We start from the raw sequence: 26,878 nt of genomic DNA on the forward strand, positions 1-26,878 counted from the left end.
CGTTTCGTTTTCGCGACCTCTACCATTCAGCTTCAGGAACCTGGCGAAGCAAACGGAGGCGCAGTTGACACTCGATACGTTCTCTCAAAAAATCCTGCGCCTTTTGCAGCTCGACGCACGCCGTTCCGTGCAGGAGATCTCCGACCAGGTCGGCCTGTCCAGCACGCCCTGCTGGCGGCGCATCAAGGACATGGAGCAGTCCGGCGTGATCCAGCGGTACACGGCTTTGCTGGATCGCGAAAAGCTCGGGCTGCACGTCTGCGCGCTTGCGCATATCCATCTGACACGGCACACCGAAGGCGGGGTCGAGCAGTTCGAACGGGAAATCGCGACGTGTCCGGAGGTGACGGAGTGCTACAGCACCACCGGCGAATCCGACTACATCCTCAAGATCGTCGCCCCGGACATCAAGGCTTACGACACGTTCCTGCACGATCGCATCTTCAAGATTCCCGCTGTGGCGCAGGTTCGCACAAGCGTCGTGCTGCGCGAAATCAAGTTCGATACGCAACTGCCGCTCTAGTCCGCCTGGCGTAACCGCTCCGCCCGAAACAACCGAAACCCGCCCGGCACGCGGACGCCCCCTACGCTCAGTCTGCCTCGTGCCGTTCCTGTACAGGCAGGCTCGCGCCCGACGCGCCTGAGATACCCGACTCGCTGGCGGCGCCGGACGCTCCTGGCGGCGCCAGCGCCCGGACCACGCTCAGCCGGCGCGCACCCAGTTCGCGCTTTAGTCCGGCCACATCGAGACGCGCCAGTAGTTGCGCATCCGTTTCCCGAACATCGCCTGTTGGCGGCTGCAGGGTGACCTCTACGTCGAGACCGGTGCTCAGATAATGCAGATTGACCGCTAGCGGCTTTGCACCGTGGGCAGCAAGTGCCGCCTCAACATTCGCGACAATCCGCTCGCGCGGCGGCAAATTGACCGGAGGTCGCGCCAACGCGTCGTTCTCTGGATCCACGTGAATCAACGCATCCAGTACGCGGTTGTCGGTCAGAACACGCGCCCTTGCCGACTCGGCAATGTAATGCCCTTCCGACACCGAGATCATCGGATCGACCAGGATATGCGCATCGATCAGCGCAAGGTCGCCGGTCTTGCGGGTTCGCAGTTCATGCACGTCGCGCACGCCGGGAGTTGCCATCAGGAGGGCACGCACGTCGGCGGCTGAAGTCTCGTCCAGCGCGCGGTCGGACAGATCCTGTAGCGCATCCCAGCCGAAGGTCCATCCCATGCGCGCGACCATGAAGCCGACGATCGCTGCCGCAATCGGATCGAGCAGGCGTACGCCAGCCAGGCTGCCGACGATCCCGAGCGCGACCACCAGCGACGAAGCCGCGTCCGAGCGCGCGTGCCACGCGTTGGCAATCAGCATGGCGGAGCGCACGCGCTGCGCTTCGCGCAGCATGTAACGAAAGAGGCCCTCTTTAGAGACAAGCACCAGCACTGCCACCGCGAGCGCACTCACATGGACGGCAGGAATATCGCCGAGATTGGCGAGCCGCGTACCGGCGCGCCACAACATTCCGACGCCAACCGAGATCAGCAGTCCACCAAGGAATAGCGAGGCCACCGTTTCGTACCGACTGTGCCCGTAATTGTGATCGGCGTCGGGCTTCGCCCCGCTGTGACGGTTCGCAAATAGAACGACAAAATCGGAAACGAGATCGGCAAGCGAATGGATCCCGTCGGCGACAAGTGCCTGCGAGTGCGCAAACACGCCGATGATGACTTGCAGCGCCATCAATATCGCGTTCAACACGATACTGACCCACGTGGTCCGGCGCGCGACTTGATGTTTTTCTGTGGAAGGTTCGGCGGCAACGAAAGACATACGAGGGCAAATGGGTTATTCGATGCTGTCATTCTACCGGGCTGAAGGTTGAAATGCCGGTCGCCCTCGAAAAATTCCCTTTTAAATCAGCCTGTTATAAAAACACGAAGCATTCGCATTCCACTTTCCAGGAAACCGCGCTGCTCGTCGGGAAATCCTGGCCCGTCCGGCGAATAATAAAAAACCGCGCTCCTTGTGGTAGCGCGGTTCTTTGCAGCGGTTGCGGCTTTCCGGTTCTCAGGCGAAACGGCAACCCCTGAATATTCTTTATTTCGAGATCAGAAACTTTTCCCGATCCTTGCCCGCAATCCAGCGGGGCGGTTTGCCACGGCCGGACCATGTGCTGCCGCTGTCCGGATCGCGATATTTCGGCGCCACGCCAGCGCGCGGACGACCCGCCTTCGCAGCCTTGCCACGGCCGCCACCGAGTTCGGTAAGCGTAATGCCGTAGTCGGCCATTTTCTGCTTGATTTCGTTCAGCACTTCCGCATATTCGCGCGACTTTGCTTCTTCGATCTGCTTTTCCAGCTTCTCTCGCTGCGCGAGTAGTTCCTTGTAGGAAGACATAGGTTCCCTTGTGGTTCGGTTAAATGACTGCTGGTCTCAGTGCCGGCTTGCCATTTGAAGATGTTCATGCCTCGGAATTTGCTGGCGAGATTAACACAAAATCGAAACTGGAGAAAAGCCGCAACCAAAAATTATTATGTCCCGTTTCAAAAGAGTTCGCGCACCGCCTTCTCAGGCAAGCACTTTTCATTTCGCGGGAATTCATCGTTTTCCGAAAAACCCTTACCGACTCTTATAAATATCTCGTTAGAATTATCAAATCATGAAAATTAATCTGTTTTTTTAACAAAAACATTTCACGGCATGAGAGTTTTCTCATTTCATCCACGCGTGGAGCGCTACTATCGAGATACATCGCGGCACAAATCAGTGTTTTCCCGATGCAACAGAGTTAATCCGCGTGACGCTCGATGCAATCAGCCAGCGCCTCATGCAAGGATGACGAATCCATTTTCGGCGCATCAAAGATGAAGCGCGCCCGCTGACCGCCGATTTTCAGATCGGCTCCATAACGGTCGATGCCCGCCAGGTCCAGCTCCCCGCCGCGCCGGGGATGCCGATCAAAGAATTCAGTGAGCACCCCTTCTTCTTCGAAGGAAAGCGGTTCGAGGGGATCGAGTTCATCCGCGTCGAGCCAGCCCATCGCCCCAAAGCCACCGATATAGCGCATGCGCTCCAGCGAAAGAACCCAGAAAGTGAAATCGCCGAGCATGAGATAGCGTTCAGCATCCGGGTGATAGCGCAGATAGCGCCGCGCGATTTCCAGCGCCGGCTCGACCGGTTCGAACGAACCCAGCAGCGTGACCCGCTGACCGCTCAGCACATCGCCATCCGGCGCATGCACGATCAGAAAACCGGAGCGCGGATCCGCCTGCAGATTGCGCGTGTGCTCGGCAAGCCGGCTGACGAGGATGGTGGGCCGATGCCGTGCATCCGGTGCGAACGGCAGCACCGACGGATACGGATAACCCTCCGGCTGGCGCGAGTGCGTGGCAAGCGTACCGGCGGCAGCCTGATGCAACAGATGCAGCGGAGCGTGAGCGGGGAGTTTCAAGCGGAAGGCCTCGACGGTGGACGGTAGCGAACAACGGCATCGCACGGCACGGCGTCGTGAGGCGGCCGCACGGCATCGTCGCGTTCATGTAGAAGTAGATATTAGTTCAGGGCCTTCCAGCATGGGATCGATCGGTTCGATAGAATCGACATTTCGCTTTCAGCGCGCTTTCTTTTTCAGCGAGATTTCAGTGTCCGATCGCCCCTCCGATTTCGCTACGCTTCCCGCCGCCCACGCCAGTCTGCCAGTCGCCGCGCGTCGGCGCGCCCGCTACGCGACGATGGCGCTCTTTTTCGTTGCCGGCATGATGTACGCATCGTGGGGGGTGCACGTCCCTACAGTGCGCGACCGCTTTCATCTCAATCCGGCGTTGTTGTCGTTCGCGCTGCTTGCGGTCGCGGTCGGCTCGATTGCCGCGATGGCGCTCAATGCGAAGTGGATTGCACGCGTCGGCACGCGGCGCGCGTGCCTCGCGGGCGGCCTGACCATGGCCGTCTGCGGCGCGCTGATCCTGGTCGTGCCGGCTTACTGGCTGTTGCTCGTCGTGCTTGCCGTGTTCGGCGCCGCCATGGCGACGCTCGATGTCGCGATGAACGCCGAGGCAAGCGCCGTCGAGGAGGCACTCGGGCGGCCCATCATGTCGGCCCTGCACGGCATGTTCAGCATCGGCGGGATGGCCGGGGCGGCGGTCGGCGGCGCGCTGCTTTCGCGCGGGATGGCGCCCGCTGTGCATCTGCTGCTCGCCGCGCTGCTCAGTGCGCTGGTTCTGCTGATTGCCTGCCCCTCAGTGCTGCCGCACGTGCCGCACCACGAACGTCCGGATGCCGGCATGCCGCGCGCGAACCGCTGGCGCTCGCCTGCGCTGTGGGCACTTGGCGGGATCGCGCTCATTGCGCTCATCGCCGAAGGTGCGATGTACGACTGGGCCACCGTCTATATGCGCGATGTCGTCGTCTCGACGCCTGCTCTCGCGAGCGCCGCGTACGCGGCGTTTTCGGGCGGCATGGCCGCGGCCCGTTTCGCCGGCGACGCGGTGCGCGCCCGCTTCGGCGCGCCGCAACTGATCATGGCGAGCGCATCGCTCGCCTGCGCGGGGATGATCGGCGCACTGCTGCTGCCGTATCCGGTCGCGGCGCTGACCGGATTCACGCTGATGGGTCTCGGTCTCGCGAACATGATGCCGGTGCTGTTCGCAGCCGCGGCGCGCGTCGACGGCATTCATGCGGCTGAAGGCCTCGCGCACGTCGCGGGGCTCGCCTACTTCGGGCTGATGCTCGGGCCAGTGATTATCGGCGGCGTCGCGCAGGTGACGAACCTGTCCATCGGCCTGTCGGTTGTCGCGGCGTGCTCAGCGCTGATCGCAGTCACGGGGCCGAAGGTGCTGCGGTGGCTGAAGCTTTGATGTGATTGTCGCGCCGAACGCTTTGCCGGCACATGACGAGTCGGGTGCCGAAAGTCATTGGCCGGCTTTGCAGACTGCCTCAAGCGGCACGGGGTTGCGGATGAAATCGCGATGATCGGTGTCTTCATACGCGCGATCATCGCGAGACTGTTTCGGAAGTAGTACTGCTCAACAAACAGCAATGTTGCGTGCGTGTCCACCACCGGCAACGCCAGATCAAACCGGCGCAAACGATTGCGCCTGCACTTCCCGCGTAAAAGCGCCGACACCCGCGTGTTACGCAGACAGACCATGCCAGACAGGCAATACATCCAGGTTTCTGCAATCCAGCCGCCCTGCATGTAGCGTGAGCGTCCTGCCCGCAGAACAAAAAGGCACGCGAAGCTTGCGCCTCGCGTGCCCTTGATGACTTTGCGAAGACCAGGCGAACCCGGTCTCCCCGCTAGCCGGTATTACATCTTCACTACGTCGAGCAGCGTCTTCTTGCCTGCCTTGTAGTTGTACAGCGAGATCACGCCGTGCTGAAGGTCACCCTTCGAGTCGAACGTGGTTTCACCGATCACGCCCTTGTAGTCCGTGCTCGGCATTGCTGCCAGGATCTTCGCCGGATCGGTCGAGTTCGCACGCTTCATGGCGTCGACGATGATGTACACAGCGTCATACGTGAACGGAGCGTAAATCTGGATCGGCTGACCGAAACGCTTCTGATACTTCGCGAGGAACGCTGCGCCGCCCGACATCTTCTCGAGCGCCATACCGGCTTCCGAGCAGACGATGTTGTCGGTTGCGTCGCCAGCGAGGTCCGACAGCTTGTCGGTACACACGCCGTCGCCTGCCAGCACCTTCGCGCGCAGGCCGAGCTGCTTGGCCTGCTTGGCGAACGGGCCGCCGGTGGCGTCCATGCCGCCGTACATGATCGCGTCCGGGTTTTCGCCCTTGATCTTCGTCAGAATTGCGCGGAAGTCGACTGCCTTGTCGTTCGTCGCGTCATGCGACACCACGTTCAGGCCGAGCGACTTGGCGGTCTTCTCGAATTCGTTTGCCAGACCCTGGCCGTAAGCGGTCGAGTCGTCGACGATCGCGACGCTCTTCACCTTCATGGTCTTGGACGCGTAGTTAGCGAGTGCCGGACCTTGTTGCGCATCGGTCGCCACGACGCGGTACGTCGTCTTGAAGCCCTGTTGCGTGTAAGCCGGGTTCGTTGCCGACGGCGAGATCTGCACGATGCCTGCATCGCTATAGATCTTCGAAGCCGGGATTGACGTGCCCGAGTTCAGGTGGCCAACCACTGCCACGACCTTGTCGTCAACCAGCTTCTGTGCAACCTGCGTAGCCGTACGCGGGTCGGCCGCATCGTCCTGCGCGTCCAGTTCCAGCGTGACCTTCTGGCCGCCGATCGTCAGGCCCTTCGCGTTGATTTCTTCAACGGCGAGGCGGGCGCCGTTTTCATTGTCCTTACCCAGGTGGGCGATACCGCCAGTCAGCGGCGCAACGTGACCGATCTTGACGACCGTGTCCGCCGCAGCCGATGTTGCCAACGTCGCGAACAGCATCGCCGCAGCGGCGATCGGCAACAGCTTTTGAATCTTGATGTTCATGTAAGTCTCCAGTTTCGGTCCCAAAAACAACGTAATCGCCCTGTGTCCCCGCTTCCTGCACGTGTCGTTACATCCCGTGGACGATCACGCCGGCTGCATCGTTCATGCACTTGGCAAGTACGTCAGCCAGTCTGTTTTTGGCAGGCGGCTAGCCGTACTTGCGCGCAAGTGTAGGCCATCAAATTAATTTGTGGGATTTTTTTGAGAAAGTGGGAACACTACTAATAGCGTTTATCCCACGAGCCCGTATCCAGGCCCGGTCTGTCACGCGGAAACCGCCAGCCCATGCGGGTTTCCGCTAAGTGAAGGTTTCTTCTAAAAGGGCTGCCGGAAGATGCCTAAGGGTCTGTATTTTCAATATCTTTATTGATTTGAACGAGCATGAAATGGCCGCTGTTAGTCTGCAGCAACGGCGAATTTCCCTGCTGCCGCACGCCATTCGTCGTGCCGTTGATCGACCAGCCCGGCAGCGGTCAGACCGTCACCGCGCTGCCGTTCGCGCGTTGCCCCACCCACAACGGCAGATTGATGCCGTCGGCAGGCGTCGACCCACCCTGCCGAAGCGACCTGCGGCGGAAAAATGAAAAGTTGTTTCAATCCGCTTGCGGGAAGCGCCAGGCCACGGCGGACTCGCACGCAAGGTCGAACGCCACTGCAACGCCGGACGTTTGGTGGCAAACTGACCGGCTGCATTTCGCATCAACCGCTTCATCATTCGTTCAAGGAGATCGACGTGAGCGTAACTTCCCGATGGATCGACATCGCCGCTGGCAATGACAGCTTCGAGGGCTACCTGGCGCTGCCGAAGGGCGGCAAAGGGCCGGCCGTCATCATCATTCAGGAGATCTTCGGTGTGAACAGCCATATCCGCTCGGTCGCCGACCAGTACGCTCAGGATGGCTATATCGCCCTTGCACCGGATATCTTCTGGCGCACGCAGCCGCGTGTCGAACTGACCTACGCGGGCGCCGACCGCGACAAGGGTATCGAGATCCTGCAAAAGACCAACGTGGACCTCGCCGTTGCAGACATCGGCGCGAGCGCGCAGGCGTTGCGCGCCCTGCCCGAGGTAGCCGGCAAGGTGGCGGCGATCGGCTACTGCTTCGGTGGCCGCCTTGCGTATCTGGCGGCGGCACAGGGCACGGTCGACGGCGCAGTGGCCTACTACGGCGGCGGCATCCAGAACCACCTCGATCTGGCCGCGCAAATCAAGGTACCGATGCAGTTCCATTACGCTGAACTCGATCACGGCATTCCGCTCGACGCAGTGGGTCAGGTGAAAGAACGTTTCGCCGGTCGCGACGACGCCGAATTCCATCTGTATCCGAATGCCGATCATGGCTTCAATTGTCCGGACCGCGCTTCATACAATCAGCACGCCGCTGCGCTCGCACACGGCCGCACGCTGACGTTCCTCGGCGAACGCCTGTAAGCTGCAATCCATCAGCACGCGGCGTGCGCACACGGCGCCGCGTGTATCCGGGGATGCGTCTGGTCTTACGCGTCGCCGGAACAATGACACAAAAAATGCGGCCGGTGCTCATCTGGCTGTCACGGCGACGTCACACGCATTGCATCTAACGTGTCGGCAAAAACACTCAACCGCGGGGGCGCATCCGTCGTGCAATCAGACTATCTGTCCCATGACGCCATCGGCCTTGCCGAACTCTTGCGAAAAGGCGAAGTCAGCGCGCGCGAATTGCTGGACACTGCGATCTCGCGCGCCGAAGCGGTCAACCCCGCGATCAATGCACTGATATTGAAGGACTACGATGCGGCCCGTCAGCGCGCATCGAACCACGGCGCGAACGGTGCAGATGGTGCGAACGGTGCGGAACATGGGCCGTTCGCTGGCGTGCCGTATCTGATGAAGGATCTCGGCGCACCGGTTGCCGGCTTGCGAATGACCATGGGCAGCCGTCACTACCGCTACTATGTTCCCACGGAAGACGCGCCTATCGTCACGCTGACGAAGGCGGCCGGCTTCAACATCTTCGGCAAGACGAGCACGCCGGAAATCGGGCAGATGCCCTACACCGAGCCCGAACTGTTCGGTCCGTGCCGTAATCCATGGAGCCTCGATCACACGCCGGGCGGCTCGAGCGGCGGTGCAGCGGCAGCCGTCGCGGCAGGCATCGTGCCGATCGCGCACGCGTCCGACGGCGGCGGCTCGATCCGCATTCCCGCCTCATGCTGCGGCCTGTTCGGACTCAAGCCGTCGCGCAGCCGGCAACCGCCAGCAGCCGTGAAAATGCCAGGCGAACTCGGCGTCGACCACGCGGTGTCGCGCAGCGTGCGCGATAGCGCGTTGCTGCTCGATCTCACCGGCGGCAACGCAGCACTCCCGCATGGCGCGCCCGGCACGTTTCTCAGCGCAACCGGCGAGCCGTGCAAACCGTTGCACATCGCCTACGTAACCGATCCCATGCTGGCACCAACCCTGTCGGCCGATGTACGCGCCGCGCTCGAAGATGCCGCGCAGCTCGCGACATCGCTCGGGCATCGCGTCGAACCTGTTTCGCTCGGCATCGACTTCGAAGCCGTCCGGCAGCCGTTCCTCACGATCTGGTCGGTTGTGGCGGAAGACATCGTGCTGAATGCCGAACGTGTGACGGGCCGCAAGCCGCTGCGAACCGAGTTCGAGATTTCGACGTGGGCGATGGCGCATATCGGCCGCAAGCTCGGCGAGCGCGCACTGCCCGCGGCACTTGAAGAGCAACGCCGCGTCACGGTCAAGGTGGCCGATCTGCTGACGCGCTATGACGTGATCCTGTGTGCAACGCTCGCCGGCGCGCCGATCAAGATCGGCGAAATGCTGCCCACCCAGTTCGAACGGATGCAGATGCGCGCGGTCACCGCCATGCCGATCGAAGCGCTGATGAAGAAGATGCTGGAAGAAGCGTCGAACAAGGCGTTCGCATGGGCGGGCTGCACCGAGCTGTTCAATCTGACCGGGCAGCCGGCGATGTCGGTGCCGCTCTACTGGAACGCGCGCGGCCTGCCGGTCGGCGTGCAGTTTGCGACTCGCGACGGTGGCGAGGCCACGCTATTTCGCCTCGCCGCGCAGCTCGAGGCGGCACGTCCGTGGTTCGACCGGCGGCCGCCGCTCATGCAGGCTCGCGCGTGATCAGGCTGGCTTGCGCCGCGCGTCGAGATCGACGTGGCGCATCGCCGGAATGCAGGCCACCGCGATGATCGACAGCGTAAGGCCAGCCATCACGTAGTACGTCGGCGCAAGCGGTGAACCGGTCGTTTTGATGAGCCACGTGACGAAGAATGGACCGAAGCCGCCGAACAGCATGACCGCGAGGTTGTACGCGATCGAGAGCCCTGTCGAGCGCACGTTTGCCGGATACAGTTCGGCGATCATCGCGCCGAACGGGCCGTAATACCCCGCCAGCGTGACCGACAGGATCGCCTCCACGAGAATCAGCTTCGACACGCTCGGCGCGCCAGCGAGCCATGAAAAGAGTGGATAGATCAACACCAGCGTAATGATCAGCGACCACAGCGAAAGCCCCTTGCGCCCCCTGCGGTCCGACCATGCGCCCGCGATCGGCGAAAGCACCATCAACAGCAGATTGCCGACGATCACCGCGTAGAACGACTGCGCGTAGGGCAGTTTCAGCTCCTTGACGGCGAAGGTGGGCAGATAGCTGATCAGCACGTAGATCGTCACAGTCAGCGCGATCACGGAACCGAGCCCGCAGAAGATTTCGCGGCTATGGCCAGTGAAGACCTCCCTGAGCGTCGCACGGCGTGCGGTCTGCCTCGCGTGCAGAAATGCCTCCGAGTCAGCGAGATTGCGCCGGATATAGAAGCCGATCGGTCCAATGATCAGACCGACGATGAAGGGCACCCGCCAGCCCCACCATCTGAGCGCCTCGGGTGAGAGACCTCGCGTCACCAGCGCACCGACCACCGCGCCAAGCAGCAGTGCCGCCGCCTGGCTTGCCATCTGGAAGCTGCCGTAAAAGCCGCGCCTCGAGAACGGTGCGGCTTCGATCAAAAGGGCGGTCGCACTGCCGAACTCGCCGCCCGCCGAGAAACCCTGCAGCAAACGGCCTAGCACGATCAGGATCGGCGCGGCGATGCCGATTGCCGAATAAGGCGGCGCAAGTGCGAGCACGAGGATGCCAAGGGTCATCAACGCAATGACGAGGGACAAGGCCGCCTTGCGCCCGGCTCGATCGGCATAAAGCCCGAGGACAATGCCGCCGACCGGCCGCATGAAAAACGCGACCCCGAAGGTCGCGGTTGCGCGGAGCAACGACGAATAATCGTTGTCGGAGGGGAAGAACAGTTCGGCGATGACAACCGTCAGAAAGCCGAATACCGTGAAGTCGTACCACTCGAGCGCGTTGCCGATGACGGCCGCGATGACCGCCTTTGTATTAAGGCTTCTGGACGCTGCTGACATCAGGATCTCCGGCCTGTGTAACGTGTCCCGGCATGGACGAACGGCGGCCATCAGGGCAACCCGGCAATGCGCGCCTCGTCCGGGTGCCATGCGAGTTTAGAGATCGTTGTAACCGTTTTCAAGACACAAAAAAGCGCCGGACGCATTCCGCGACCGGCGCTTTCGTGACGAACGGAAGAGGGCAGCATGTCATGCTGCACCGCCTTTTCGGACGAGACGCAGCATGAATGCGCTTCTTCGGACTATCAGGCCTTCTTGTTATATGCGCTGCACCATCCCGTGCTGGCAACCTGCTTGCCGGGGAACATCGGGCATCCGGCATAGGCGTCGGTAGGCTTGCCCTGAAAGAAGCTGCAGTTGCCACAGCTCTGGCCTGGGACGAATTTCGTGAACTTCGCCTTGTCGACCTTGCTTGCGTCGCTCTTGTAGCCGAGCGCCACAGCGGTCGGATCGGTTTCGGCTACCTTGGGTGCGTCGGCGAACGCCTGGCGGGACAGAGCGAGCGTCGACGCAACGCCGATGCTCGTAATCAAAAACGCACGACGGGATGACTTCATGGGGACTCACTCCATGTTATTGAACTGAACGCCGTTGGAACGACAGCGGTTCCCCAAGAATAACAATGAAGCGGCCGCCCGGGTTCCTTCAAATGCCTGGAATAAGCGAATCCGCACGGAAGCGCCTGCGCGCGGAACTCGCGCCCGGCGCAGCAGGGGACGCGCCCTCAGCCGCGTCCCGCCACTTCGCAGACGCGCTGCGCAATCGCGAGACACGCCGTCAATCCCGGCGATTCGATGCCGAAAAGGTTGACGAGACCGCGCACACCGTGCGCAGCCGCCCCCTGGATCAGAAAGTCCGCGGGCGGCTCACCGGGCCCGGAGAGCTTTGGACGAATACCGGCATAGGCGGGCTGCAGCGCATCGTCCGGGAGTTGCGGCCAGTAGGCCCGGATTGCGGCGTAAAAGGCTTCAGCGCGACGCGGATCGACATCGTAGTTGAGACTGTCGACCCATTCGACGTCCGGACCAAAGCGCGCCTGGCCGCCGAGATCGATGGTCAGATGAACACCAAGCCCCGCGTCGTTCGGCATCGGATAGATCAGGCGGCTAAACGGCGCGCGGCCGGACACGCTGAAGTAATTGCCGCGCGCGAGATAGAGCGGTGGAACGTGACGGGCGTCGAGCCCACGGATCCGGCACGCCAGCGCATTTGCCTGCAGACCGGCACTGTTGATGACGCAGGCGGCGCTGATCGTGGTAGGCGCCGCGCCGCCGACTTTCACGACGAAGCGTCCGTTGTTCGCCTCGATCGCTTCGACGGGCGCGTGGAACGCGCACACTGCGCCATCGCGCTCGGCGTCGCCCTGGATGGCGAGCATCAGTTGATGACTGTCGACGATACCCGTCTGCGGCGAGTACACCGCCTCGACGCATTGCAGCGCAGGTTCGAGCGCCTGCGCTTCTTCGCCGCTGATCCGTATCAGGTCGAGCACGCCGTTTTCCTTGCCGCGCGCCAGAATGCCCTCGAGTTGCGGAATCTGGTTGCGCGCCGTCGCGACAAGAAGTTTGCCGCAGCGCTGGTGGGGCACGCCGTGTGCCGCGCAGTATTCGTAGAGCATTTCGCGACCGCGCACGCAAAGCGTTGCCTTCAACGAGCCACGTGGGTAGTAGAGTCCCGCGTGTATCACTTCGCTGTTGCGAGAACTGGTGCCGACGCCAATCGCTTCGGCCGACTCCAGTACGATCACCTCACGGCCGCGCGCCGCCAGCGCGCGTGCCACGGCGAGTCCGACGACTCCTGCGCCGATCACTACACATTCGATCTGATCCATGTCCCTTGACGCGGTCTGAAGCCCCGCGCACTGCCTCGTCGACCCGCTGAGTTTTAAAAACAGGATGCCGCCGTTTTGCGCTGCATACCGCTCGTTGTCGTACGTATCTGCTCCACTTAAGCAAATTGTACGACGCCGCTCCGGAGCAGAATGCCCGCAGTCTCCCGGCTGCGGGCATTCTTTTTACGAGGCCCTTTCGGCCGGACTGCGGTGCGGCGTCAGTTCCGGGCTGTGCCTTCGTCAATCGGGCGGTGACGTTGCGTACTGACGATGTCCGACGTGGCATCGGCGCGCGCAGCCGGGCCGGGCTGCTGCGGCGCGGCTGCTGCGGGGCGATACGACGGTTCAGCGCCATCGCCGCCTGCGAAAGCAGGCGCAGCAACAACAGCCGAAAACAGCAGGGCAAAAGAAGTGGTTCTCATGGGGACTCCTGAAGTCGTTGAATGAGCGCCTGATGCGCGAACGCATCGGCATTGCATGGAGAGTTAGTGTATTCACTGACTATTAAAATTCCATCCCGATTGAGGCAACTTACTATTGTTATTCAAGCAACAATGACGAGTCGATTCACCTCGTTTTGAGGACGCAATCGGCTTTCATAGACGAAAAAAAACCGCCCGCAGGCGGTTTCCAGGGAATGACGGCCTTAAGCGGAGGCAAAATCCACGGAAATACTCAAAATCCGATGGGTTTGCGTCGTGCGGCATGATCGAGCCGGATATCATCCGCCGCGATATGGTCACGTCCGCTGATGCGTGCGGCGCCAAAACCATTCAGGATCGCGCGCCGCATTTCGCGGGGTGAGGCGCGGGCGAGCGCATCGAGCGTCAAATCGCCAAGCTCGGCCGGAAACCGCTGCCCCCAGGCGTGCGCCGAACGGATTTCATCGTAAATCGACTGCGCGATGCGTCGCGCACCTTCACGGTCAGGCGGCGGGATCTCGTACACATTCATCCGGTTCAGAATCGGCTCCGGAATGCTGCGCTCGTCGTTGGCTGTCGCGATCCAGATCACGTGGCCGGCGTTGATCGGCACCTCGGCGAATTCGTCGATGAAGGTCTGCGCGGTGTCGTGTTCCAGCAGCGCGTAGAGCGCCCCGAGCGGATCGTATTGCGAGTCGCCGGTGGCCTTGTCGATTTCGTCGACCGCGATCACCGGGTTGGCGTAACTGCCATGCACCAGCGCGTCGAACACCTTGCCAGGCTTCGCGTTCTTCCATTGCGACGACGCACCCGACAGGATCCATCCTGCCGTCAGCGAACTCATCGCGACGTAGTGATACGACGTGCCGAGGAGCCGCGACAACTGCTTCGCAAAGTGCGTCTTGCCGATGCCCGGATCGCCGAGCAGCAGGATCGGCATCAGCTCGAGCCGGTCTTCCGTTTCGAGGCACAGCGCGACCTGGCGGCGCACATCGTCGAGTGGCTCGGAGAAGTTGGGGAGCGCGCCGATCAGGTCGTCGATCGACGGCATCCGGTTCGGCTTCACGCAAAAACGCAGATTGCCGACCTTCAGCATCTTTTCATAGGTGGCGCGCAAGGCATCGCTTGCCCCTTCGCCCAGATCGTTCAGCGCCGTCTCGACCCGATCGAGGTCGTACACCTGGCTGAACGACGCCACCGCGATTTCCTGTCTGACCATGGCTGTCGTCATAGCTCACCCCGTTTTTTTTTGATGTGCCGGATTTACCCGCGAGTCCTGTGTGCGCCTGCATCTTCCTGCCCGTTCCCGCCGAAGCGACATTGGCAAAACATCGCTTCCGAATTCAGTGTATCGATGCAATATTCACTTGCAAGCGAGCAGCCATGCGGGTCTGCTGCTAACACCGCGCGGCCCCGCGAAACGACCCGCGACGGTCCGTTTTCACCCGCGGACCGGCCGCCGCTGAACGTCGGAATGCTTGAACCGGCGCGGCTGTATCCCCTTCTGGGATGGAGCATGGCTGAACCCGCCCCCCACTCCGGTGTCAGAAATCTTTTGCCCGTTCCAGCGTAAGATGGGCTTCAGCCCGACCAGGTGGATGAAGCCGCCTCCGGAGACACGATATGTGGAAAACCAGCGTCGTTGCCGTGCTTTTCGGCACCTCGGCACTGTTGGCTCATGCACAGCAGCGCCCCGCGCAGCAGGCGGTGCATTGGGAGTTGCAGGTGATGAACGACGGCCAGCAGGTCGACGCTTTCGACGGTACGACAACCGTAGGCCAGGCGCGCACGGACACGCATCATCATGTCGTCACGCACAACGTCGGCTGCAAGGATGCGCCCGGCGGCAGCATTGACCTGTCGCGCACGCTGACCGTTTCGCCGACACAGGCTAGCGCCACCGACATCACACTCGCCATCGACGCTCAGGAAACGCTCGAGGACCCCAGAGCGAGGCAGACCGACACGGGCTGCAAGTTGCCGCCGCAGCCGCGCCTGGTGTCGGCGAGTCATCCGGGCCTGACGGTGCCGGCCGGCCAGTGGGTCAGCTGGACGATCGTCGACAAAGATCCGACGCTGGTCTACCAGGTGCGCGCGAGTCTCGCCACCAATCCATGACATCGATGAAGAAAGACCTGGACAACCCGGCATGCGAAACCCCGAAGAACTGATCCTCGATCGCGCACACCCCAAAGATTTCATCGCAGTGAGCTGGAACCTGCACAAGGGCCGCTCACCACTCGGTTTTCAGGCGTGGCAGGCGATGCAGCGTTGGGTCCAGTCGACCCACGCCGACGCCTACTTCCTTCAGGAAGCGATGGCGCGACGCATGCCTTCACCGGTGCTGTCATCGACCTTTGGCGCGCCGCTCGGCGACCCCGCCGACGACATCTGGCATTGTCAGGCGACCGAAATCGCGCGAGCGCTGGAGCTGGAAATCGCGCTCGGGCCGAACGTGTTCAAGCCGTCGTGGCGGCACGGCAATGCCATCCTGTCGCCGCACCCGCTGGACCTGGGCGGTCGGTGGGACATTTCCGCACACCGTTTCGAGCGGCGCGGGTTGCTCGTCGCGCGCGCGACGTTTGGCGGGCACTCCGTCACCTTGCTGTGCGCCCATCTCGCACTGACGCGCGCCGCGCGGTTGCGTCAGATGAACTGGATCGCGCACTGGATCGCGAAGGAAGCGCCGCAGGGTCCGCTGGTACTCGCGGGCGACTTCAACGACTGGCGCAACGACTCGGTGCCCCTCTTCGGCGAACATGGCTTGCACGAAGTGGCCACGTTGCTGGGCGAACCCGCCCGTACGTTTCCCGCGTTTTCGCCGGCACTCGCGCTCGACAAGATGTTCGTGCGCGACATGAAGCCGATCGAGTGGATTCAGCCCACCCAGGAAACGGCGTGGCTGTCGGATCATTTGCCGTATATGGCGCGGCTGCAGGTGGGATAGGGCAGGGTCGTCCGATGGACGTCCACGGTTCCGACGGCGTGTCGACGTCGACGTGAGCCGTAGAGGCCCTCAATCAAAACCTTGCTGGCACCCACTTCAGGACACCCGAGATTTCCTCGCCGGGCATCAGCACGCAACCGCCTACGTGCTCCCGCGTTTCGCTCGACAGGTTGAAGCAGTCGGTCGTGTTGGACACGGGCTCGACACACAGCAACGCCTCGCTCGCAGGCGCAAACACCACCATCTGCCCAAACTTCGCGTCAGCGATCAGCGTCACCTCGCGCCGTTCCTCCGGCCACGCGATCACCGCCTCGCGCCCCCAGCCAGTGAAGTTGTTATCCAGATCGAAGGCATCCGCCAACATCCCTTCGCGTAGCGCTTCGACGGCAGGATGGGCGCCGAGATGCGTCGGCAGCACGGCCGGATCGGCATGCCACATCGCAGCGACGGAAGCCGTCACGCGCGTGTCCCGTGTTCGCGGATAGTAGGGGTGATGGCCCATGCCGAATGGCATCGGCCCGTCGTCGAGATTGCGCGCCGATAGCGTCACATGCAGTGCGTCTCCGATCAGTTCTATCTGCTGCCGCGCGCTATAGCGGAACGGCCAGTCGCCCGTGACCCTGGGATCCGGCGTGTGATCCAGATCCAGTTGAACCGATGACGCCGTGCGGGCACCGACTTGCCAGGCGCGCCGCCAGGCATGACCGTGCAGCGCGTGAGCGAACGTGTTTCCGTCGCCCGCCAGATCGATCGGGCGGCCGTCGAACTCGAAGCGCGCGTTGCGGATGCGGTTGCAATAGGGAAAGAGGGGAAAGCTCGCCATCTGCAAGGGGTCGCGCGCGGCGAGCGCCGCGCGAGTGGCCGGGCGCAGCCAGTGAAGGAGCCCCTCGCCGGTTCGCTCGTAGTACGCCGCAATCGAGCCGCCCACCTGCGGCGCCACCCGCAATTCGGTTCGGCCGCTGCGAAGCGCGATCAGCGAAGGATCGTCGAGCCACGCATCGTTCGATGCATCCGGCCGGACCGGATTGAGGGAAACATTGCGCATGGTGATATCGAAGGCTGTTGAGGCGCCCTGGTCGTCTCCGGTGACGTGCTGCGCGTCGCGCGCAGGCGGCGCACTCTGAAAGTCCGCGCCCGAGAATCGCACGCTGAAGCGTATCCCGTCAATATTATTAGTAATAATCAGAATCAATAGTGGTCCATAGAACACGGCTTCGAAGCCCACAATTGCCGGGTTAGCGCGCGTTGCCCGGTGCATATTATTAGTGGTACCGTCAGAGCGCCGGCGCCCTCCGCGCCCTCTGCTTTCGCCGCGCGTTCGACGCGGCCTCCTCAATGAAAAAATCGACTCAACGCCGTCCCACGATGACCGACATCGCCAAGCTCACCGGCGTGTCGCAATCAACTGTCTCGCTCGTCCTGAACAACGCCACCGGCGCCAAATTCTCCGAAGCCACCCGCGACAAGGTGCTGAAGGCCGCGCACGACCTCGGCTACCGGCTGTCGGCCCGTGAAACATTGCCCGCCTCGAAGGACGAACGCCGCCTGATCGTCTATCTGGCCGACGAAATCTCGACCAGCCCGCACCCGGTGGTCAACATCGACGGCGCGCGCGACGCCGCCTTCGCGAGCGGCAAGATGCTCGCCGTCTACTCGACGCACGGCAATGCCGAGATCGAGCAGCAGGTGCTCGAGGCGGCGCTCGCCAGCCCCAACGTGTTCGGCGTGATCTACGCGACGGTCTACACCCGCAAGGTCACGCTGCCGGCGGCGCTGTCGAAGGTCCCGACCGTGCTGCTGAACTGCTACACGAGCGAAGGCGGGCTGTCGTCGGTCGTACCGGCCGAAGTGGCGGGCGGTCACGTCGCAACCGAATATCTGCTGCGCGCCGGTCACCGCCGCATCGGGTACATCAATGGCGAACCGTGGCAGGACGCCGCGAAGGATCGCCTGAAGGGCTACCGCACCGCGCTCGCCACCGCTGACCTGCCGTTCGCAGCGGAGCTCGTGCGCGACGGCGACTGGAGTTCCGGCACCGGCTTCGAGCAGACGCTGTCGCTGATGCGCGAAGCCAATCCGCCGACCGCCATCTTCTGCGCGAACGACCTGATGGCGCTAGGCGCCATCGAGGCGCTGAAACAACTCGGCCACCGCGTGCCGGAGGACGTTTCGGTGCTCGGCTACGACGACCAGGAAATCGCCCGCCACACCCATCCGCCGCTTTCCACGGTCGTGCTCCCGAACTACGAACTGGGCCGCTGGGCGGTGGAAACGTTATTGCAGGAAGAACACAACCGCGCGGCGGGCGCTCCGGTGCGCCACCGCATGGTGAAGCTCGACGGACCGCTCGTCGAACGCGCGTCGGTTAGGGTAATTACTGAAGCAAAACAGCCAGCAACTAATATTATTAGTGATTGACCAATAATAATTTGTGATGAAATAATCGCCACACCCGGTCGACGTGGCGCCGACCTCGACGGCCGGCGCAGGCAACACAAAAGCTACTAAACCTGGTACTGGAGGAAGACATGACGTCGCTTGAATTGCAGGCGCGTTCGCAGCGGGTTCGTCCGCTCGCCGGAACGCTTTTGGCACTGGCACTCGGCTTTGGCATCGCAACGGCGCACGCCGACGATGCACTGCCCAAACTCCCCACCAAAACCCCACTGAAGGTCGGCTTCGCGCAGACCGAAAGCAATAACCCGTGGCGTCTCGCGGAAACGAAAAGCTTCAAGGAAATCGCCGCCAAGTGCGGCTGGCAGGTGGTGATGACGGATGCCAACGGCTCGAACTCGAAGCAGGTATCGGACATCCAGAACATGATTGCGCAGCACGTCGATCTGCTCGTGTTCCCGCCGCGTGAAGAAAAGCCGCTCGCACCGGTTGTCCTGCAGGCGAAAAAGGCCGGCATTCCGGTGATTCTGGTCGACCGCAACGTCGATCAGTCGGTCGCGAAGGCAGGCCGCGACTACATCACGTTCATCGGCTCGGACTTCATCGACCAGGGTCATCGCGCCGCTGACTGGCTCGTCAAGGCAACCGGCGGCAAGGCGAAGATCATCGAGCTGGAAGGCACCACCGGCGCGTCGGCGGCGAACGACCGCAAGAAGGGCTTCGACGAGATCATCGCGAAGAACCCAGGCATGGAGATCATCGCCTCGCAAAGCGGCGATTTCGCGCGCGACAAGGGTCGTCAGGTGATGGAAACGCTGCTGCAGGCGCATCCGGACGTCACGGCCGTGTACGCGCACAACGACGAAATGGCGCTGGGCGCGATCGCGGCGATCAAGGCTGCGGGCAAGCAGCCGGGCAAGGACATCCAGATCGTGACGATCGACGGCACGAAGGGCGGCATGGATGCTATCGCCGCCGGCGAACTGGGTGCAAGCGTGCAGTCGAGCCCGTTCTTCGGCCCGCTCGCCTGCGATGTGGCGCAGCGCTATGCGAAGGGCGAAACGATCCCGGTCTGGGTGAAGGTGTCGGACCGCTTCTACGACAAGAGCAACGTCAAGGAAAACATGCAGTACGGGTATTGAGCAGGTGCCGGGCCGCCGCATGCGGTTCGGGCAGGGGCTGAATCCGGGCGCTGTCGCACCCGGTTGACGTGAAGGGTTCGAAGCGGCGTGCCCGTCTGGCGCGTGCCGTCGCTTCGCTTTGTCATGTCGATCCAGGGTGATACCCGCTCCCATGCATCAGGAGGACATACGTGACCCACACCGGCAGCCAGATGCCAGCGTCCAGCCTCATCCGCCCGCCGCTGCTGGAGATGCAGGACATCCAGATCAGCTTCGGCGGCGTCCCCGCATTGCGTCACGCCCAGCTGAGTGTCGCGGCGGGCGAAGTGCATGCGCTGATCGGCCAGAACGGCGCAGGCAAGTCGACGATGATCAAGATCCTGACGGGCGCCTACCGGCGCTCGGGTGGGATCATCCGTTTCGAAGGGCGCGAGATCGACTTCCGCACGCCCAAGGAAGCGCGCGAAGCGGGCATCAGCACGATCTATCAGGAGATCAATCTGGTGCCGTTCCGCTCGGTCGCGGAGAACATCTTTCTCGGACGCGAGCCGCGCCGCTTCGGACTGATCGACTGGCGCGCCGTGCAGCAACGCGCCGCCGCGCTGCTCGAGTCGTTCGGCTTGCAGATCGATGTGAAGAAACCCGTCGGCAGCTATTCGACTGCGATCCAGCAGATGGTGGCGCTCGCGCGCGCGGTGTCGTCGGACGCGAAGATGGTGATCATGGACGAATCCACCTCGTCGCTCGACGAGCGCGAAGTGGAGTTGCTCTTTAACGTCGTGCGCAAGCTGCGCGACGACGGCCGCGCGGTGATTTTCGTCTCGCACCGGCTCGATGAACTGTATGCGCTGTGCGATCGCGTCACCGTGATGCGCGACGGTCAGACGGTCGCGCAAAGCGCGATGGCCGACATGGGCAAGCTGCAACTCGTCACGACGATGCTCGGCCGCACGCTCGCCGCCGTCGTACAGGACGACAGCGCCGCCCGCGAGGCCAATCTCGCGCGCCGCGGCTCGCAGACCCTCTCGGCGCACCATCTCGCCCTGCATCCCAAGGTCAGCGACGTATCGCTCGACGTGCACGCGGGCGAAGCGGTCGGCCTCGCCGGCCTGCTCGGCTCCGGTCGCACGGAGACGATGCGGCTGCTGTTCGGCGCCGACCCTGTGGCGCAAGGCACACTGGAAATCGACGGCAAGCCCGTGGCGCTGAAGTCGCCGCAGGACGCAATCGCGCGCGGCCTCGCTTATCTGACCGAAGACCGCAAGGCCGAGGGCATCGTTCCGGAACTGTCGGTGCGCGACAACCTCACGCTCGTCTGCCTGCGCACGCTGTCGAAGCACGGCATCGTCGACGTGAAGCGTCAGCAGGCGATCGTCGAGCGCTTCATCGCGTCGCTTGGCATCAAGCTGCGCTCGCCGGATCAACCGATCCGCGAACTGTCCGGCGGCAATCAGCAGAAGGTGCTGCTCGCGCGCTGGCTCGCCACGCAACCGAAGCTGCTGTTGCTCGACGAACCCACGCGCGGCATCGACGTCGGCGCGAAAGCCGATGTTGCGAAAATCGTGCGCGAGCTGCGCGATTCGGGGCTGGCGGTCTTGCTGTCCGCCTCGGAACTGGAAGAACTGACCGCCGTGGCCGATCGCGCCGTCGTGATCCGCGACGGCCGCACGGTTGCCCAACTGAACGGTACCGAAATGAGCGAGGCTTCGATCATGGATGCCATTGCGTACGGCAGCGAAGGCCACTCGCAACTGGCCGAAGCGGTGAACGCGGCACACCTCGATGACGCGCCGGAGGGCGGTCGCCATGGCTCATGAGTCGCTGCGCAACGTCGCCGCACCGCTGCCCGCACCCGCCACGGCCACGGTGTCCGCATCCGACGGCAAGACGCGCGCGCGTCGACGCATCGCGATCCAGCGCGAGATCATCGTGCTGCTCGCGATGCTCGTCTTCAACCTGATTTTCACACCGCACTTCTGGTCGCTGCAGACCTTCAACGTCAACCTGACTCAGGTGGTGACGATCGTGATCGTCGGCATCGGCATGACGCTGGTGGTCGCGACGGGTGGGATCGATCTGTCGGTGGGCGCATCGATGGCGATTTCGGGTGCACTCGCGCCGATGCTGTTCATGAACATCGCGGGGCCGACGGGCGTGGCGCTCGCCTTTGTGCTGCCGGTACTGGCCGCTGCGGTTTGCGGCGTGTTCAACGGCCTGCTGGTCACGCGATTATCGGTGCAGCCAATCGTCGCGACGCTGGTGCTGTTCATTGCGGGACGCGGAATCGCGCAGGTGGTCACCGACGGCAGCCTGCAGGCGTTCGACAACCCGGCCTTCCAGTGGATCGCGCTCGGCAAGGTCGGCGGCGTGCCGTTTCAGGTGCTGCTGATGTTCGCGCTGGTGAGTCTTTTCGTGTGGATCGTGCGCAAGACGCTGTTCGGCCAGTATCTGCTCGTCACCGGCGGCAACGAGAAGGCCGCGTACCTGTGCGGCGTGCCGACCGCACGCGTGAAGCTGATTGCCTACACGGTGTGCGCGGCGCTGGCGGGCCTCGCCGGCCTGATCTCGATTTCGGTGAATTCGTCTTCGGACGCGAACGTAGTCGGGCTCGGCATCGAACTCGATGCGATCGCCGCGGTGGCCGTCGGCGGCACGGCGCTGACGGGCGGCAAGGCGTACATCGGCGGCACGCTGATCGGTGCCCTGATCATCCAGTTGCTGCGTTATACCCTGCTCGCGCATGGCATTCCCGATGCGGCGGCGCTCGTCGTGAAGGCGGCCATCATCATTGCCGCCGTGTATGTGCAGCGGCGCTCGCGCTGACCTCCCACGAGATTCGATTGCGATGAAAAAGAACCTTCCGATCCTGCTCGCACTCATTGCCCTCATTGTGCTTGGGCTCGTGCGCTACGAGCATTTCGCGTCCGCGTACAACATCACTTCGTTCTGGCGGTACAACTCGATGTTCGCGCTGATTTCCGTCGGCATGGCGTTCGTCATCATCACGGGCGGCATCGATCTGTCGGTAGGCACGGTGGCCGCCCTTTCCAGCGTCGTCGCGGCGCTGGTGAGCCCGTATGGCGGCTGGATCGCGGTGCTCGCAGGCGCAGCAGCCGGGCTTGCGGTGGGCGTGCTGAACGGACTCGTGATCACAAGGCTCAAGATCCTGCCGTTCATCACGACGCTCGCGACGAGCCTGGGTGCACACGGCGTCGCGCTCCTGCTCGGGCGCAACGACGCGGTGTCGATTTCGGCGGAGTCGAATTTCGGCAACTTCGGCCAGGGCGATCTGTTCGGCTTGCCCATTCCGGGGCTCGTCGCGCTCGCCGCTGCGGTGATCGGCTGGCTCGCGCTGCGCAGCACACGCTTCGGACGGCATTCGCTCGCGATCGGCGGCAGCGAGGAAGCCGCACGCCTGATGGGGTTGAACGTCGACCGCACGCTCGTCGCCGCGTATGCGGCGAGCGGGCTGCTGGCCGGACTCGCCGGGGTGATACTCGCCGCCCAGTTCGGCGCGGGACAGCCTAACGAGGGCGTCGGCTGGGAGCTGTTCGCGATCTCGGCCGTGGTGCTCGGCGGTACGCTGCTCACGGGAGGCGAAGGGTCGATCGCGATGACCATCGCAGGCGTGCTGCTGCTCGGACTGGTGTTCAACCTGCTCAACTTCGAGAACGGGCTGGGGTTTATCAGCCTGTCGGCGTACTGGCAGTCGGTGATTCGCGGCGTGTTTCTGCTGCTCGTGATCGTGCTGCAGGCGCGCGTGCTGAAGCAGCGCGGCGGCAAGCGGAGTGCGGCGGCGAGTTGAACGAGCGTCGCCTCGTTCCTGTCGAGGCGACGCCTGCAGGGAAAATCCGCAGCAAGCACAGTAAAATTGCGCTTTCCTTCCCGCGCGCCCGATGACCCTCGGGCTTCGTCCTGCGAAACGACATGTCCTATCACTATCTCCCGATCCTGCTGCAGATCGCCGTCGTCTACCTGGTCGCGGCAATGAGTCCGGGGCCGAACTTCTTCATGATCACCCAGTTGTCGCTCGCGGGCCGGCGGCGGCTGGGCGCGGCGTCGGCGCTCGGCGTCGGCACCGCATCGACAATCTGGGCGGCCCTCGCGATGCTCGGTCTTGCCACCGTTCTGCAAAAGATCGACTGGCTGTACAACGGCATCCGCATCGGGGGCGCCGTGTACCTGATCTATTTTGGCTTCAAGCTGCTGCGAGCCAGCGCGCAGCGCGGCGAAACACCGGTCATCGCGGACACGCCGCCGCCTGCGGCCGATTCCGCCGCCCACTTCCGCGCGTGGCGCACGGGCCTCGTCACCTGCCTCACGAATCCGAAATCGTGCGTGTTCTGGACCAGCGTCTTCGCGACGACGTTTCCGCAGCACGCGCCGCTGTGGTTCTACGGCGTGGTGCTGGCGATGATCTCAACGCTCTCGGCGGGCTGGTACGGCAGCGTCGCGCTGATGTTCGCCACCGAGCGCACGCAGCGCGGCTATCGCCGCCTGCGTCGGCCGATCGACGGGCTGTGCGGTGCGGTGCTCGTCGGCCTGGGGGCAAAGCTGGCGGCTGAAAGCTGAGCCGGCCGCGGCGGTGGACACGTTGACCTGCCGTCAGCAGGGTCAATGCTGCGGCGCATCGCGGGATTCGGTATCATCGACGCGTCGCTGTACGAGCGAGCGCCCCGTCAGCGCTGGCTCCAGACGCCGGATGGCCGCCTCCGCTGCGCGGTTTGCGCGCCTCCCTCGCACTTTTGCTGCACTCCTGGCCGCACCTTGCTGCGCTTGCGTTCCAGACCTCCGCACCTGCCGTACCCGGTGCCGGAAAAGCCTACGAAACCTGTTTGAAACCTGTTTGACCGCGCGCAAAACGCCGCGCCGCCACCCTTCGGAAGCAGGCGCGGTAAAATGGCGGATTGCGCATCGTTCGCAGCAGGCGGCTTTGCGCTCTTTCGCCCTTGCTGTGCTGGCCGGCGCGTTTGTCCAGCAGCCCCTGTTTTCGCACTATCCCAGAAGCCATGAGCAACCTGAATCCACAAACCGTCCTGAGCGTCCATCACTGGACCGATACGCTTTTCAGCTTCACCTGCACGCGCGATGCGTCCTTCCGCTTCGAAAACGGCCAGTTCACGATGGTGGGCCTCGAAGTCGAAGGCAAGCCGCTGATCCGTGCGTACAGCATGGCGAGCGCGAACTACGAAGAAAACCTCGAATTCCTGAGCATCAAGGTGCAGGACGGCCCGCTGACGTCGCGGCTGCAGCATCTGAAGGTCGGCGACCAGGTCCTGATCGGCAAGAAGCCCACCGGCACGCTGATGGCCGACAACCTTCTGCCCGGCAAGACGCTGTGGCTGCTGTCGACCGGCACCGGCCTCGCGCCGTTCATGTCGATCATCAAGGACCCGGACGTCTACGACCGCTACGAGAAAGTGGTGCTCACGCACACCTGCCGTTTCGTCGACGAACTCGCGTACAAGGAATACATCACTGACCACCTGCCGGAGCACGAGCATCTGGGCGACCTGATCCAGGAAAAGCTGGTGTACTACCCGACGGTGACGCGTGAGGTATTCCAGAACCGCGGCCGTATCACCGAACTGATCGAAACGAAGAAATTGTTCGAAGACCTCGATCTGCCGCATTTCTCGCTCGAAAACGACCGCGTGATGCTCTGCGGCAGCCCGCACATGCTGCGCGACACGCGCGAACTGCTGGACAGCCTGGGTTTCCAGGAAGGCAGCAATAACAAGCCTGGCCACTACGTCATCGAGAAGGCGTTCGTGGGCTAACCTGGCCTCACGCTGGCCTCCCATTAGTTGCCAGCCTGCAACACACAAAACCGGAGCGCGATGCTCCGGTTTTTGTTTTCCGGACGTGAATGTCTTCCGGAAACTACAACTGACGCCATTTTCCACCTGGCGCTCCTGCCTTTATTTGCGCCTGTTTTTCGCACTCCGCCCCTAAAACCTGCAGGCAATGTGCATATATCCGCGCCAGCCGGTTTTACGTTACAAATTCGCGCCTGACACTTACCTTGATCTGTCAGCATTCTTCCTACACGCCTCGCCGGCACACTTGTCAACCATTGCGTGAAAAAGCAGCGCTAACCCTTGGTGGGCCTGCATTTTTTCTTTTTTTTGAGATATCATCGCCGCGCAGCATCGAGAGCAGAACAAAGGTGCCAGAACACCGGCTTTCTTGTTACCGAATGTAAATTTCGTTACGTCTGAGCGTAGCGATTATCCGTCGCGCGGACGTCGCGCCGGACCCATCGAGAGGTCGGAGGCTCGCACCAGCGCCTCTGTTTCCGGGTGGTCGACGCGCGCACGGTTAGCTGTCGAAGCCGCTTCCTGAGAGGGAGAGTCATGGATACGTCGATTGTCATACCGATTAACGCGAATACGCCCCTTCCCGTCGCGCGGGACGCCTTCGGCATGGCCGCGCCCGACCTTCCTGACGTTTCCTCCCCCGCTGTTTCCCTCACCGCTCCCCTGTATCGGTCAAACGACGATGCGCCGCCCGCCGCCGGGCGCGAACTCGCGCGCCTGCGAGCCCGTGTCCGCGAACTCGCCGGCGAGCTGGCCCACGCGCAGGAGGCGGCGCGCCGCCATCTGGCGCGCGAACTGCATGACGGCGTCGGCGCGGAGCTGACCGCCACGCGCTTTGCGCTGGCAAGCGTCGACACCTGGCTGCCCGCCGATGCCCCCGCCCAATGCGCAGCCGCGCTCGACGTGGCGAACCGTTCGCTCGATGCGGTGTGCGACGCGACCCGGCGCGCCGTGGCGGAACTGCACGGTCCGCAGTTGGATGCAGGCATCGTCGGCGCCTTGTCGCAATGGGTCGAGGACTTCGCCGGGCGCACCGGGCTGCGCACCAGTCTCATCTGCGCGGCCGATGTGCGGCTGACCTATTTATCGGCCGATGCCGCACTGGCCGTCTTCCGCGTCGCACAGGAGGCGCTGAACAACGTCGCGAAACACGCGCAGGCGTCGGGCGCGAATGTGCGCCTCGAAACCAGCCGCCGGTATCTGACACTCGTGATCAGCGACGACGGCTCCGGCCTGCCGTCCCGTGGACGGCAACGCCCGGGTCACCGTGGCTGCTTCGGGATTACCGGCATGCGCGCTCGCTGCGAGACATTCGATGGCAAGCTGCGCGTCTCGGGCGGTGGGACCGGACGCAGCGGCAGATCGAAACACGCTCGCGGCACCACCGTGAGCGCCCGCTTTGCGTGGGACGCGATGCTGACGGCCGTGCCGTCGGCCACGCGCCGTGTCCAGTCATCCTGAGCCGTCA

At 63.1% G+C, this 26,878-nt stretch carries 26 protein-coding genes; 16 read left to right on the forward strand and 10 right to left on the reverse strand.

Features of this window, described 5'->3' with window-relative positions:
- Positions 1-64: 64 nt before the first annotated feature.
- Entirely contained in the window at positions 65-523 is a 459-nt protein-coding gene (locus P3T23_RS04190) for an Lrp/AsnC family transcriptional regulator (RefSeq protein WP_429255023.1), read from the forward strand.
- A gap of 67 nt (positions 524-590) precedes the next feature.
- On the opposite strand, the gene P3T23_RS04195 is transcribed toward P3T23_RS04190, so the two are convergent.
- Entirely contained in the window at positions 591-1,835 is a 1,245-nt protein-coding gene (locus P3T23_RS04195) for a cation diffusion facilitator family transporter (protein ID WP_429314945.1), read from the reverse strand.
- A gap of 267 nt (positions 1,836-2,102) precedes the next feature.
- Positions 2,103-2,402: an H-NS family nucleoid-associated regulatory protein gene (locus P3T23_RS04200; RefSeq protein WP_133661545.1), complete on the reverse strand. Its 300-nt coding sequence runs from the start codon at positions 2,400-2,402 to the stop codon at positions 2,103-2,105.
- A 23-nt stretch (positions 2,403-2,425) separates the two neighbouring features.
- Between P3T23_RS04200 and P3T23_RS04205 the strand changes: the two genes are divergently transcribed.
- A complete protein-coding gene (locus P3T23_RS04205; RefSeq protein WP_429314946.1) occupies positions 2,426-2,668 on the forward strand; it encodes a hypothetical protein in 243 nt (80 codons plus the stop codon).
- A gap of 125 nt (positions 2,669-2,793) precedes the next feature.
- On the opposite strand, the gene P3T23_RS04210 is transcribed toward P3T23_RS04205, so the two are convergent.
- Positions 2,794-3,456 carry a HugZ family protein gene (locus P3T23_RS04210; protein ID WP_429314947.1) on the reverse strand — a complete coding sequence of 221 codons (663 nt, stop codon included), beginning with the start codon at positions 3,454-3,456 and terminating at the stop codon, positions 2,794-2,796.
- 190 nt (positions 3,457-3,646) lie between these two features.
- Here P3T23_RS04210 and P3T23_RS04215 point away from each other — a divergent pair, with 190 nt between their 5' ends.
- On the forward strand, positions 3,647-4,858 hold the full coding sequence (locus P3T23_RS04215; protein WP_429314948.1) for an MFS transporter: 1,212 nt from the start codon (positions 3,647-3,649) through the stop codon (positions 4,856-4,858).
- Positions 4,859-5,310: 452 nt separating this feature from the next.
- Here P3T23_RS04215 and P3T23_RS04220 read toward each other — a convergent pair whose 3' ends face one another.
- On the reverse strand, positions 5,311-6,456 hold the full coding sequence (locus tag P3T23_RS04220) for a branched-chain amino acid ABC transporter substrate-binding protein (protein ID WP_429314949.1): 1,146 nt from the start codon (positions 6,454-6,456) through the stop codon (positions 5,311-5,313).
- Between the two features lie 381 nt (positions 6,457-6,837).
- Here P3T23_RS04220 and P3T23_RS04225 point away from each other — a divergent pair, with 381 nt between their 5' ends.
- The 3 genes from P3T23_RS04225 (at position 6,838) to P3T23_RS04235 (ending at position 9,583) form a co-directional block, all read left to right on the forward strand.
- Positions 6,838-7,233 carry a hypothetical protein gene (locus tag P3T23_RS04225; protein ID WP_429314950.1) on the forward strand — a complete coding sequence of 132 codons (396 nt, stop codon included), beginning with the start codon at positions 6,838-6,840 and terminating at the stop codon, positions 7,231-7,233.
- The gene (locus tag P3T23_RS04230; protein WP_429314951.1) at positions 7,190-7,888 is read left to right on the forward strand and encodes a dienelactone hydrolase family protein; all 699 of its coding nucleotides are present in this window, start codon (positions 7,190-7,192) and stop codon (positions 7,886-7,888) included. The genes P3T23_RS04225 and P3T23_RS04230 overlap by 44 nt, the downstream gene beginning before the upstream one ends.
- Positions 7,889-8,077: 189 nt before the next feature.
- Positions 8,078-9,583, forward strand: a complete 1,506-nt coding sequence (locus tag P3T23_RS04235; protein ID WP_429314952.1) for an amidase — start codon at positions 8,078-8,080, stop codon at positions 9,581-9,583.
- Here the strand turns inward: P3T23_RS04235 and P3T23_RS04240 are convergent, their stop codons facing one another.
- The 5 genes from P3T23_RS04240 to P3T23_RS04260 form a co-directional block, all read right to left on the reverse strand.
- Positions 9,584-10,876 (reverse strand): MFS transporter, encoded by a 1,293-nt coding sequence (locus P3T23_RS04240; RefSeq protein ID WP_429314953.1) that lies wholly within the window; start codon positions 10,874-10,876, stop codon positions 9,584-9,586.
- A 245-nt stretch (positions 10,877-11,121) separates the two neighbouring features.
- Positions 11,122-11,433 carry a high-potential iron-sulfur protein gene (locus P3T23_RS04245; RefSeq protein ID WP_429314954.1) on the reverse strand — a complete coding sequence of 104 codons (312 nt, stop codon included), beginning with the start codon at positions 11,431-11,433 and terminating at the stop codon, positions 11,122-11,124.
- A 167-nt stretch (positions 11,434-11,600) separates the two neighbouring features.
- Positions 11,601-12,707, reverse strand: a complete 1,107-nt coding sequence (locus tag P3T23_RS04250; protein WP_429314955.1) for an NAD(P)/FAD-dependent oxidoreductase — start codon at positions 12,705-12,707, stop codon at positions 11,601-11,603.
- Between the two features lie 218 nt (positions 12,708-12,925).
- Positions 12,926-13,129, reverse strand: a complete 204-nt coding sequence (locus P3T23_RS04255) for a hypothetical protein (protein WP_429314956.1) — start codon at positions 13,127-13,129, stop codon at positions 12,926-12,928.
- 253 nt (positions 13,130-13,382) lie between these two features.
- Positions 13,383-14,360, reverse strand: coding sequence for an AAA family ATPase (locus P3T23_RS04260; RefSeq protein WP_429314957.1), 978 nt, complete (start codon positions 14,358-14,360; stop codon positions 13,383-13,385).
- 392 nt (positions 14,361-14,752) lie between these two features.
- On the opposite strand from P3T23_RS04260, the gene P3T23_RS04265 reads away from it, so the two are divergent.
- A complete protein-coding gene (locus tag P3T23_RS04265) occupies positions 14,753-15,247 on the forward strand; it encodes a hypothetical protein (RefSeq protein ID WP_429314958.1) in 495 nt (164 codons plus the stop codon).
- Positions 15,248-15,278: 31 nt separating this feature from the next.
- Complete coding sequence (locus P3T23_RS04270) at positions 15,279-16,076, forward strand: endonuclease/exonuclease/phosphatase family protein (RefSeq protein ID WP_429314959.1); 798 nt, start codon at positions 15,279-15,281, stop codon at positions 16,074-16,076.
- Positions 16,077-16,149: 73 nt separating this feature from the next.
- Here P3T23_RS04270 and P3T23_RS04275 read toward each other — a convergent pair whose 3' ends face one another.
- Positions 16,150-17,121, reverse strand: a complete 972-nt coding sequence (locus P3T23_RS04275; protein WP_429314960.1) for an aldose 1-epimerase — start codon at positions 17,119-17,121, stop codon at positions 16,150-16,152.
- Positions 17,122-17,441: 320 nt separating this feature from the next.
- Here P3T23_RS04275 and P3T23_RS04280 point away from each other — a divergent pair, with 320 nt between their 5' ends.
- The 8 genes from P3T23_RS04280 (at position 17,442) to P3T23_RS04315 (ending at position 26,871) form a co-directional block, all read left to right on the forward strand.
- Complete coding sequence (locus P3T23_RS04280) at positions 17,442-18,494, forward strand: LacI family DNA-binding transcriptional regulator (RefSeq protein WP_429315339.1); 1,053 nt, start codon at positions 17,442-17,444, stop codon at positions 18,492-18,494.
- A gap of 110 nt (positions 18,495-18,604) precedes the next feature.
- Positions 18,605-19,612 carry an ABC transporter substrate-binding protein gene (locus tag P3T23_RS04285; protein WP_429314961.1) on the forward strand — a complete coding sequence of 336 codons (1,008 nt, stop codon included), beginning with the start codon at positions 18,605-18,607 and terminating at the stop codon, positions 19,610-19,612.
- 230 nt (positions 19,613-19,842) lie between these two features.
- Positions 19,843-21,408 (forward strand): sugar ABC transporter ATP-binding protein, encoded by a 1,566-nt coding sequence (locus P3T23_RS04290; protein ID WP_429315340.1) that lies wholly within the window; start codon positions 19,843-19,845, stop codon positions 21,406-21,408.
- The gene (locus P3T23_RS04295) at positions 21,398-22,414 is read left to right on the forward strand and encodes an ABC transporter permease (RefSeq protein WP_429314962.1); all 1,017 of its coding nucleotides are present in this window, start codon (positions 21,398-21,400) and stop codon (positions 22,412-22,414) included. The genes P3T23_RS04290 and P3T23_RS04295 overlap by 11 nt, the downstream gene beginning before the upstream one ends.
- Positions 22,415-22,436: 22 nt before the next feature.
- Complete coding sequence (locus P3T23_RS04300) at positions 22,437-23,396, forward strand: ABC transporter permease (RefSeq protein ID WP_429314963.1); 960 nt, start codon at positions 22,437-22,439, stop codon at positions 23,394-23,396.
- Positions 23,397-23,518: 122 nt separating this feature from the next.
- Complete coding sequence (locus tag P3T23_RS04305) at positions 23,519-24,163, forward strand: LysE family translocator (protein ID WP_429314964.1); 645 nt, start codon at positions 23,519-23,521, stop codon at positions 24,161-24,163.
- Positions 24,164-24,600: 437 nt separating this feature from the next.
- Positions 24,601-25,371, forward strand: a complete 771-nt coding sequence (locus tag P3T23_RS04310) for a ferredoxin--NADP reductase (RefSeq protein WP_429314965.1) — start codon at positions 24,601-24,603, stop codon at positions 25,369-25,371.
- A gap of 576 nt (positions 25,372-25,947) precedes the next feature.
- Positions 25,948-26,871 carry a sensor histidine kinase gene (locus tag P3T23_RS04315; RefSeq protein ID WP_429314966.1) on the forward strand — a complete coding sequence of 308 codons (924 nt, stop codon included), beginning with the start codon at positions 25,948-25,950 and terminating at the stop codon, positions 26,869-26,871.
- Positions 26,872-26,878 lie beyond the last annotated feature (7 nt).

It is taken from the genome of Paraburkholderia sp. GAS448, from assembly GCF_050435685.1.
GTDB lineage: Bacteria > Pseudomonadota > Gammaproteobacteria > Burkholderiales > Burkholderiaceae > Paraburkholderia.